Source organism: Mesorhizobium sp. M0800 (assembly GCF_040320095.1).
Lineage (GTDB): Bacteria > Pseudomonadota > Alphaproteobacteria > Rhizobiales > Rhizobiaceae > Mesorhizobium.
Genome location: NZ_JAMYOZ010000031.1, coordinates 69,506 through 79,062 on the forward strand (window position 1 = coordinate 69,506; position 9,557 = coordinate 79,062).

General features: G+C 61.9%; 10 protein-coding genes. 4 read left to right on the top strand and 6 right to left on the bottom strand.

From position 1 onward, the window contains the following. Positions 1-55 precede the first annotated feature (55 nt). Positions 56-949 carry a LysR family transcriptional regulator gene (locus tag NKI18_RS27315; protein ID WP_352619484.1) on the bottom strand — a complete coding sequence of 298 codons (894 nt, stop codon included), beginning with the start codon at positions 947-949 and terminating at the stop codon, positions 56-58. A 123-nt stretch (positions 950-1,072) separates the two neighbouring features. Here NKI18_RS27315 and NKI18_RS27320 point away from each other — a divergent pair, with 123 nt between their 5' ends. Continuing rightward, complete coding sequence (locus tag NKI18_RS27320; RefSeq protein WP_352619483.1) at positions 1,073-1,804, top strand: SDR family oxidoreductase; 732 nt, start codon at positions 1,073-1,075, stop codon at positions 1,802-1,804. Positions 1,805-1,944: 140 nt separating this feature from the next. On the opposite strand, the gene NKI18_RS27325 is transcribed toward NKI18_RS27320, so the two are convergent. Then, on the bottom strand, positions 1,945-3,165 hold the full coding sequence (locus NKI18_RS27325) for an alanine racemase (protein ID WP_352619482.1): 1,221 nt from the start codon (positions 3,163-3,165) through the stop codon (positions 1,945-1,947). Between the two features lie 225 nt (positions 3,166-3,390). Here NKI18_RS27325 and NKI18_RS27330 point away from each other — a divergent pair, with 225 nt between their 5' ends. Beyond that, positions 3,391-4,308, top strand: coding sequence for a DMT family transporter (locus tag NKI18_RS27330; RefSeq protein WP_352619481.1), 918 nt, complete (start codon positions 3,391-3,393; stop codon positions 4,306-4,308). Between the two features lie 36 nt (positions 4,309-4,344). Here the strand turns inward: NKI18_RS27330 and NKI18_RS27335 are convergent, their stop codons facing one another. From NKI18_RS27335 to NKI18_RS27350, 4 genes are all read right to left on the bottom strand, one after another. Continuing rightward, positions 4,345-5,034, bottom strand: a complete 690-nt coding sequence (locus NKI18_RS27335; RefSeq protein WP_352619480.1) for an RES family NAD+ phosphorylase — start codon at positions 5,032-5,034, stop codon at positions 4,345-4,347. Beyond that, entirely contained in the window at positions 5,035-5,673 is a 639-nt protein-coding gene (locus NKI18_RS27340; protein ID WP_352619479.1) for an antitoxin Xre/MbcA/ParS toxin-binding domain-containing protein, read from the bottom strand. A 400-nt stretch (positions 5,674-6,073) separates the two neighbouring features. Beyond that, positions 6,074-6,991 (bottom strand): methylenetetrahydrofolate reductase [NAD(P)H], encoded by a 918-nt coding sequence (gene metF, locus NKI18_RS27345; protein WP_023676795.1) that lies wholly within the window; start codon positions 6,989-6,991, stop codon positions 6,074-6,076. Continuing rightward, positions 6,991-8,013, bottom strand: a complete 1,023-nt coding sequence (locus tag NKI18_RS27350) for an ArsR/SmtB family transcription factor (RefSeq protein ID WP_352619478.1) — start codon at positions 8,011-8,013, stop codon at positions 6,991-6,993. The genes metF and NKI18_RS27350 overlap by 1 nt, the downstream gene beginning before the upstream one ends. A 142-nt stretch (positions 8,014-8,155) precedes the next feature. On the opposite strand from NKI18_RS27350, the gene tsaA reads away from it, so the two are divergent. Both tsaA and NKI18_RS27360 read left to right on the top strand, forming a co-directional pair. Then, a complete protein-coding gene (gene tsaA, locus NKI18_RS27355; RefSeq protein WP_352619477.1) occupies positions 8,156-8,674 on the top strand; it encodes a tRNA (N6-threonylcarbamoyladenosine(37)-N6)-methyltransferase TrmO in 519 nt (172 codons plus the stop codon). Further along, positions 8,674-8,985 carry a DUF2293 domain-containing protein gene (locus tag NKI18_RS27360; RefSeq protein WP_352619476.1) on the top strand — a complete coding sequence of 104 codons (312 nt, stop codon included), beginning with the start codon at positions 8,674-8,676 and terminating at the stop codon, positions 8,983-8,985. Before tsaA ends, NKI18_RS27360 begins: the two co-directional genes overlap by 1 nt. Positions 8,986-9,557: the final 572 nt, after the last annotated feature.

The window sequence follows — 9,557 nt, forward strand, 5'->3', positions numbered from 1 at the left end:
TTCACTATTCACTATTCACTATTCACTATTCACTATTCACTATTCACTATTCCCATCACCGCCTGGCAAGCAGGAAATCGATGAACGCTCGCAACGGCGCCGGAACCTGGCGGGAACTCGCGTGATATAGATAAAAACCCGGAAATCTCGGCGACCAGGCGTCGAGAAAGCGGATGAGCTTTCCCGCTTCGATCCATGGCCGGACCTGATATTCCAGCATGTACGCCACGCCGACCCCATCCAGAACCGCCCCGATCATCAGTTCCGTATCGTTGACCGTCAGGCCGCCGCTGACGGCCACTTCCAAAGCACGTTGGCCTCGGGCGAACTCCCACCGGTAGATGTTGCCGCCGCTCGGCCACTGGAAATTGATGCACTGGTGGTGATGCAGGTCCGCGGGGTGACGCGGTATCGGGTGATGCTCCAGATAGCTCGGCGCCGCCACTGCGGCCATCTCGAGTTCCTCGCTGAGTTTCACCGCCACCATGTCCTTGTGCAGCCGCTCACCCAATCTGATTCCGGCATCGAAGCGGCCCTCGACGATGTCGGTGAGCATGTCGTCGACAATGATGGTGAGGGCGATATCGGGATAGGCGCGGCGGAAATCGCCGAGGATCGGCGCGATGAAACGCGTGGCGGCGATGCGCGGAACATTGATGCGCAGCGAGCCGGCCGGCCGGCCGCGTGATGCATGCGCGTCGGCGACGGCCCCTTCCAGTTCGCTGAACGCCGGTGCGATGCGGGCAAACAGCTTCTCGCCCTCAGCCGTCGGCGACATGCTGCGCGTGGTGCGGTTGAGCAGGCGGACACCGAGACGCTCTTCCAGCCCACGTATCGTCTGGCTGAGTGCTGGAGGCGAAATCCTGAGTTTGGCCGCGGCGCGGACGAAGCTGCCCTCTTCGATGATTGCTGCAAATGCCGTGAGTTCGGAAAACTCGGTTCCGCGCATTATGTACCCCAGGCTTAACAAGTCAGGAAGATAATAGGCTATTCTCTGAGCAATAGCATGCCCATACCTTTCCCTGGAACGCCGCTCGATCGAGGCGGCCGTAATCAGACGGAAGGAACAGCCATGCATCGTCCACTCGAAGGCAAAACCGCACTTGTGACCGGCAGCTCGCGCGGCATCGGGCGCGCCATCGCCGAGGGGCTCGCGGCCAAGGGTGCTGCCGTGGTCGTCAACTATGTGGGCAACGAGAAAGCAGCCAGGGAAGTGGTTGCCGCCATTGAAGGGATTGGCGGAAAAGCCGTCGCCATCCAGGCGGACGTCTCCAGCATCCCCGACATTCGCAAGCTGTTCGACGAAACCGAAAGACAGATGGGGCCGATTGACATCGTCGTCGCCAATGTCGGCGTCGCTGTCATAAAGCCGCTCGTCGAGGCCACCGAAGCGGACTTCGATCACGTGTTCGGCGCCAATGCCAAGGGCACCTTCTTCACGCTTCAGGAAGCGGCGCGCCGCGTTCGCGACGGTGGCCGCATCATTGCCGTCTCCACCGGCGGAACCAGGATGTTCTTCACGCAGACGGCGCTCTATCTCGGCAGCAAGGGAGCCGTCGAGCAGTTCGTCCGCGTCCTCTCGCGCGAACTCGGCCCGCGCGCCGTTACCGTGAATGCGCTGTCGCCAGGCTTCACCGACACCGACCTGCTTCCGGAGAGGGACCGGGCCGTGGCCGCCGGCATGTCGCCCTTCGACCGGATCGGAGCGCCGCGCGACGTCGCCGATGTCGCGGTTTTCCTGGCCTCGGACGAGGCTCGTTGGCTTACCGGCGAGAACATCCAGGCCGGCGGCGGCGTGGCCTGACTGAACGGTGAATGGTGAATGGTGAATGGTGAATGGTGAATGGTGAATGGTGAATGGTGACAATTCACCGAAGCGGACGGAACGCAAGAACTGCTTCTATTCACTATTCACTATTCACCATTTCACTTATTCACCATTCACTAATCCGCCATCGTCTCCAGGCTGGCAAACCCCTGCGGCGCATCGCCTTCGTCGAATGGCGTTGCCACCTCGACGAAAGTGTCGGGATAGAAGCCGTTGAACCGTGTTCGGAGCGACAGCGAATAGGCGCCGATATGGCCGATCTCGATCCAATCGCCGGTATCGACGGTTTCGGGCAGCCAGAACGGCCGCGACAATATATCGACGGAATCGCAGGTCGCGCCGCAGACCTTGAACGGCACGATGGTCTTGTCCTCGCCATTGCGCGAGCGGATTGCCGGATCGGGGATGAAGCGCGCCGGCAGCGTGATCTTGCCGGTCCATGAATCCGACAGCGACGCCCAGATGCCGTCATTGATGTAGAGCCTTTTGCCCTTGCGCAGCAGCACGCGCACGATCAGCGACAGGCAGCGCGCCACGATCACCCGGCCCGGCTCGGCCACCAGCGGCATCTGGTCGAACTGGTACTCCTGGAGGTCGCCCGAAAACCGCGACATGATCTGGCCGAGCGACGGCATTTCCGGCTTGCGGCTGTTCGGATCATGACCGTATTCGGCCGGAAAGCCGCCGCCGACATCGAGCCCGGCAATGTCGAAACCGACGCGGTTGCGCACCCAGTCGGCGGAGGCCAGCGCCCGCTCATAGGTGTCGGGATCCTCTATCTGGCTGCCGACGTGAAAGCACAGCCCGACCTTGTAGCCCGTCCGGTTCAGCCGTTCGGCGAGTTCGACCGCATTGGCCGGTCCGGCGCCGAACTTCTTCGACAGTTCGTAAGCTGCCGAGCCTTTCGTCTGGATGCGCACGAACACGGTAATCGCGCCCGGATCGATGTCGAGCGCCCGCACCACCCTGGTCAGCTTGGTGATCTCGTCCTCATGGTCGAGCGAAATGACGCGGATGGCGTATTTTTCCAGCGCCAGCCTGATGTCCGACTGCGCCTTCACGGGGTGCATGTAGAGCATCTCGGCGTCGGGCGAAACGGCGCGCACGGCAGCGAATTCGCCGGGCGAGGCCACATCGAAGGCATTGACGCCGGCCTCGACCAGGGCGTTGAGCACGATCTGCTCGCCATTGGTCTTGACCGCATAGGCGGTCTTGCCGGGAAACATGCCCATGAACTGTTTGGCGTCCGCCTTCAGCACCTGCGGGCGGAAGCAATAGATCGGATCGTCCGGGCGAAGCGCCAGCGCTGCCTCGCGGGCATTTTCGAATCGCTGCATGGACGAATCCCTTGACTGAGGCTGCGCACAATTAATCCAAGCTAGCGGCTAATGAAAACAATTCTATGTCTCGCCGCCCTGGGTTCGCGGCGGTACGCCGGTGCTGCACGCCAGTTATGAGCGAGCTAGGCCATCGCTCAGGTTTCGGGTGGCCCTTGCGGCCGGATCGGGTATGGCGTGAACAGACGCCTGAAGAGCAAGGCATCTCGTCTGGGAGGACGACCAATGGCGATAGCTGCCACCACCACGATGCGCGGTCCGATGGTGCTCAAGGACTGGGCGCAGCTTCTGCTGCTCGGCGCCATCTGGGGCGGCTCGTTCTTCTTTGCCCGTATTGCGGTAGCGGAACTTCCGCCGCTGGTGCTGGTGCTGTTCCGCGTCACCATAGCTGCGATCGCGTTGCAGCTCTATCTTGCGGTCCGTGGCCCGTCGTTTCGCCTCGCCTTGCCGCATGCCGGCCTGTTCTTCCTGCTGGCGCTCGCCAACAATGTCATTCCTTTCTCGCTGATCTTTGCCGGCCAGACCGAGCTTGGCGCCGGCATTGCTTCCGTCCTCAATTCGACGACGCCGTTCTGGACGCTGATCCTCGCCAACGCCCTGACCAGCGACGAAAAGCTGTCGTGGAACAAGCTTGCCGGCATCGCCCTCGGTATCGCGGGAACGGCGGTGATGATCGGTCCCGGCCTCGTCGCCGGGCTCGGCGGTCCGGTCTGGGCGAAATTCGCGCTCATCGGAGCATCGCTATCCTATGCGGTTGCGCTGATGATCGCCCGCCGCTTCAAGGGTGTGCCGTCACCGGTCATTGCCACCGGCCAATTGACCTGCTCGACCATCATTATGATCCCGGTCGTTCTGTTCACCTATGATGCCGCCAATCTGTTTTCGGCCTCGCCGCCGGTTTGGGCGGCGGTGCTGGCATTGGCTCTGCTGTCGACGGCCTTCGCCTACATCCTCTATTTCAATCTCGTCGCCTCGGCCGGCGCCACCAACGCCTCGCTGGTCACGCTCATCGTGCCGGCCAGTGCCATCCTGCTCGGCTTCCTGTTCCTGGGCGAGCGGCTCGAACTGTTCGAACTCGGCGGCATGGCGCTGATCGCCCTCGGCCTCGTCACCATCGACGGTCGCCTGTTCGGGCGGCGTTAGAGATGGCGCAGCGAAGTTGTCGCTCCCGATCGTGCGCTATATGGGCGTGATCGCGGGAACAGATGAACCCTGCCATTCCAGACGCCAGATACCGCCTTGCCGGAGATTTTGAACGAGATCGGGACGGAAGGCGGCAAGGCAGGTCCCGCCGACATGTCTCACGGAAGGATAGACAAAGCCGCTCGCGGCGTCTTGCTTGCGGAGTTGCTTCGCCAGCGCCTGACCGGCAGGATAGGCTAAGATAGTATCCGGATCGAGCACCGGGTCCTTGCTGAACTCAGCACCGCGCAGATCGTGAAACGAGCCTATGAAGTCGGCAACGAGCTCCGCGTAGTCGGTGACGTTTTCGAACCGTTCGATCGCGGCAAGCTCGCGCGTCAGATGAAACGAGACCTCGCCGAGCGCGGTTTCAGCATCGAACCCACAGTACCAGACGCCCCTGGCATCATCGTTGAAACGATTGCCGCCCGGACGGGTGTAAGCGAACGCCGCATTGATGAAGGTGTGGCCCGGCCTCCCGAAAACCAGTTCGCGCGGATCGAGGTCGGGCAATCCCCCCTGCTGCGCCTGAAGGCGGCCGCTGGTGGCTCCTTCGAGCTCCGCAAGGTCTTCCAAATCTCCATGATTCCTGGCCAACGGCATCAGGACCGGTTCCTTTAACCTGCCTGTCGAAATCAGCCGGATCGTGTCGCGCTGGGAAATGTCAGCGCGTGGTGGGATCTGCATTCAAAGTCCACCGCGCAAAGCGTCGATATGTTGGCGAACCTGCAGCAGCTTCGGAATGCCGCCCTCGATCATTACGTCCAGGGGGCGCCGGCCACCATAAAGAGGCCCTTTGTTCGGCAACCGCACCCATTCATCGGCAAGCGCTTCGGAGAACAGAAGCCGCAGTCCCTTGAAGATGCCGATCAGGGCGCTGATGCGTGTCAGCGAATCCTGGGAGAGAACGCCCTCCCACTCGCCTTTCTTCATGCGGAACCAGGTTCTCTCCGACACGTCGCCGATCAAGGTACAGATCTCGGTGCTGGTCAGATGCCAGATGTCTGCGAGCCTGACGATGCCGGCAACAGCCGCTGGCGTGAGCCGCGCCCGTGCCGAGGCATCCGCCAGATTTGCCGGCAAAGCCTGATTTGCAGGATCGCGAACCGCATAACCGACACTCATTCCGGTCTCCATCACTTGGCAGGCAATATACTGCCAATTGGCAGAAAATTCAAGTCCTGGCTGTCTCACAACGCTGCTGGTTGCCCACCGCATTCGTATAGCGTGCAGCATCCGGTTGGACATGCAAAGGGCGCTCCGACGCTCCGAATCTTCAGTCATTCCGAAAATCGATTCCGATTTTTGCCGCGGTAGCGCTGCCATTCTCGCTACTGCCACGGCTTTGCCACAAATTATTCACAGGTCCCGAGCCGGCTTTTGACAAAGAGTTTCAATGCCTAACGGCAAACGGCAGGTCGCAAATTCCACAATCTCGTCGCATTGCAGCAAAGTTTCTGCTTGCCTGTGGCACAAATGACCCTAGACTCTCGCCATAGCTCTTTAAGAGGAGGCTATGACATGGGACTGACGAGGCCGATCAACGCATTGATGATTTGTGCTGCGTTTGCATTCATCGGCGCCCTCATTATGGGCGTCCTTCCATAAGGCCGCTGAGCGGGGGAAGACCAGCACCGAATACTCCAAACCATTGAAAAGGCCGGGCATTTTGCCCGGCCTTTTGCATTCCCCCGATCTTTGACATTTCAAAAAGGTGCCTGCCGCCTTACGCCGCGGCTGATCCCGCCGCCTCGACTTCGTGCGACCTGATGCCGATCATGTGGCAGATGGCGAAGACCAGATCGGCCCGGTTCATCGTATAGAAGTGGAAATCGCCGACGCCGCGCTCGACAAGGTCCAGCACCTGCTCGGCCGCCACGGCAGATGCCACCAGCGCATGCGTTTGCGGATCGTTCTGCAGCCCATCGAAACGCTCGGCCAGCCATGCTGGCACCAAGGCGCCGCACCGCGCCGAGAAGTTGGCGACCTGGGTGAAATTGTGCACCGGCAATATGCCCGGCACGATCGGTATGTAGATGCCGGCCCGCCGTGCCCGCTCGACATAGCGCTCATAGAGATCGTTGTCGAAGAAGAACTGGGTGATCGCCCGCGTCGCCCCATTGTCGGCCTTGCGCTTCAGCATGTCGAAATCGGTGGCGAAATCCGGGCTTTCCGGATGTTTTTCCGGATAGGCCGAGACCGATATGTCGAAATCGCCGGCGCCCTTCAACGCATCAACCAGTTCGGCGCCATTGGCATAGCCTTCCGGATGCGGCCGGTAGGCCGCGCCGACGCCCTCGGCCGGATCGCCGCGCAGGGCGACGAAACGCTTGACGCCCATATCGGCGAACTCCCGGATCACCGCATCGACCTCGTGGCGCGCCGCATCGACACAAGTCATGTGCGCCGCCGGCGTCAGCGTCGTTTCATTGAGGATGCGCTTGACGGTGCGGGCCGTCCGCTCGCGGGTCGAACCACCGGCGCCATAGGTGACCGAGACGAATTTCGGCTTGAGCGGCTCAAGCCGGGTGACCGTGTCCCACAGCCTTGCTTCCATCTCATCGTTTTTCGGCGGAAAGAACTCGAACGAAACCCTGACCTTGTCGCCGATGTCGGGGCGGCGGGAGAAGCGGAACTGGTTCATCAGGCGGTTTCCCCTATCGGATACGCATTGGCCGGTTGTCTGTCGTTGGAAGGCTCGGCAATCAGCATGCGCCGATCGCGGCCGAGCCAGAGTTTGACGGTGAGCTTGGCCTCGTTGCCGCCGCGCGGCTCGAATTCCTGGCTGTCCTCAAGGTCGAGGCTGGCCTCGGAAAACCAGTCGCCAATTTGCCGGTCGGAAAAGCCGAGACGCATATGCGCGTGCTCCTCGCGCAAGAACTCCAGCGCGTGCGGCGCGAAATCGACGATCACCAGCCGGCCGGCCGGGCGCAACAGACGCGCCGCCTCGCGGATGGCGCGGGCGGGATCGTCGAGATAATGCAGCACCTGATGGATGGTAACGAGATCAAAGGCGTCGCGTTCGACCGGTGGCGCAAAAATGTCGCCCTGGCGCACTTGCGCATTCGAAACGCCGGCCTTGTCGAGATTGGCGCGCGCCACCGTCAGCATTTCGCGCGACATGTCGATGCCGATACCGCGCCGATAGAGCGGCGAAAAGATCTCGAGCAGCCGTCCGGTGCCGGTGCCGAGATCGAGCATCGACTGGAACGGCCGCTTGCCGACGAGCTTGATGAGGGCTGCTTCGACCGCGCGATCCGGCACGTGCAGCGACCGGATATGGTCCCAGCTTGCGGCGTTTACCGAGAAATATTCGGCAGCCCGGTCCTGCCGCTTGCGCTTGACCGCGGCCAGCCGTTCGAGATCACGCTCGACCTGCGGATCGGCGCCGCGGATGCCGGAGACCAGCCTGAGCACGAAATCGCGCGAGGAGTCGGAATCCGACAGCCGGAAGAACGCCCACGAGCCCTCCTGGTAGCGGCCGATCAGCCCGGCCTCCAGCAGCAATTTCAAATGGCGCGAGACGCGCGGCTGCGACTGGCCAAGGATTTCGGTGAGATCGGACACGGTCAGATCGCCGCGCGACAGCAGCGCCAATATGCGCAGCCGGCTGGATTCGGCAGCCGCCTTCAATGTATCTACCATCGTGTCGAGAGCGACATGCATGCGAGCATTCTCTATGAAAAGATATAAACATATGTTTATGTCGGTTTTGATGGGCTTGCAAGCGCTATGTCGCTTCCGGACAAGAAAATGACGCATGCGTGGCGGATCGCGCAAAGTCGGAAGCATGATCGAGGCGAGACCCATGTTCGAAACGCGCAGCGGCGAAAAGCTTCTGGAAACCGACCCGGCAACGATGCCGCCGGATGGCCATGTCGTCTTCATCGGCCGCATCGCTTCGCCGTGGACGACACGGGACACTTGCCCCAAGAACATGAAGGCGGCGCGAGAGGCGGGACAGGCGGCGCACTTGGTCATCAACCCGCCTTATCGTGATGGCTTGCTTGGGCTGGAACGCGCCAGCCACGTCATCATCCTGTCCTGGCTGCACCATGCGCCGCGGCAACTGATTGTCCAGAAACCCCGCCATGCCACAGAGCCGAAAGGCGTCTTTTCACTGCGCTCCCCTGCCCGGCCGAATCCTGTCGGACTGCATGTCGCAAAGCTCGTTGCCCTCGACATCGACACCGGCCGCATCGATCTCGACGCCATCGACGTGCTCGACGGCACGCCGGTCATCGACATCAAGCCCTATTTCGCCTCGACCGATGCCTTCGCCGAGGCGACCATGTCCGGGCGGGACGAGCCAGGACGGGTCGAGTGATGAGCGCGCCGACCGGCCGCCGCCGCGCCATCGCCAAGGCGCTGACAGCGCTGCTGCCGCTGGCGCCTTATGCCGACATGGAAAAGATCCGTGCCGATGCCGGCGCCGTGCACATGAAGAGCTTGCCGCCGAGCATTGCCGTGTGGCTGGCGACGATTGCGCATATTCGCCACGCCCACACCGACTACGAAAAGCTGCTCGCCGAAGGCTATGACCGCGATTCCGCGCGCTTCTTCGTCATCGAACAGACCAACAATGTGCTCACCCGCTGGCGCGCCACCCGTCTGCTCGACGATGAGGATGAGGCGTAGAGAATGGCAGGCACACGCGTCGAGTTCTGCGGCGCCCCCCTCTGGCCTGCCGGCCATCTCCCCCTCCAGGGGGGAGATCAGCAGCTTCGCCCTAGCCGCCAATCCTGCAACGTTGGTGATTGGCGGAAGCAGACAAGATACCCAATCTCCCCCCTTGAGGGGGAGATGGCCGGCAGGCCAGAGGGGGGTGCTGTCCAGGGCGCTGTCCCGCCGACCTCAGGTCGGCAACATCGGAACTTTCAAAGCTTGAAATAAAAAACCCGCCTCGCGGGCGGGTCGTTGGAGCCAATTGGCACCATTCCCAAATTAGTAGCATAGCTGCCGGCACAAAGCAAGAACAAACTTGCTGTGTTTTAGGGAAATCGCTTCAGGTTGGCATCGCGGCTTCATTCCAGCTTGGGTTCCTCGCCCCCACGAAAGTGGGGGAGAGGTGGCTCGGCGAAGCCGAGACGGAGAGGGGGAACCGCGCTCTACGAAGGCCCCTCTCCGCGGGCCGGGCAGCCACCCCCACCACACCCCCCCCCGCGGGTGCGCGGTCCGCGTGGAGAAAGGGGGGGGGGCGCGGAGGCACG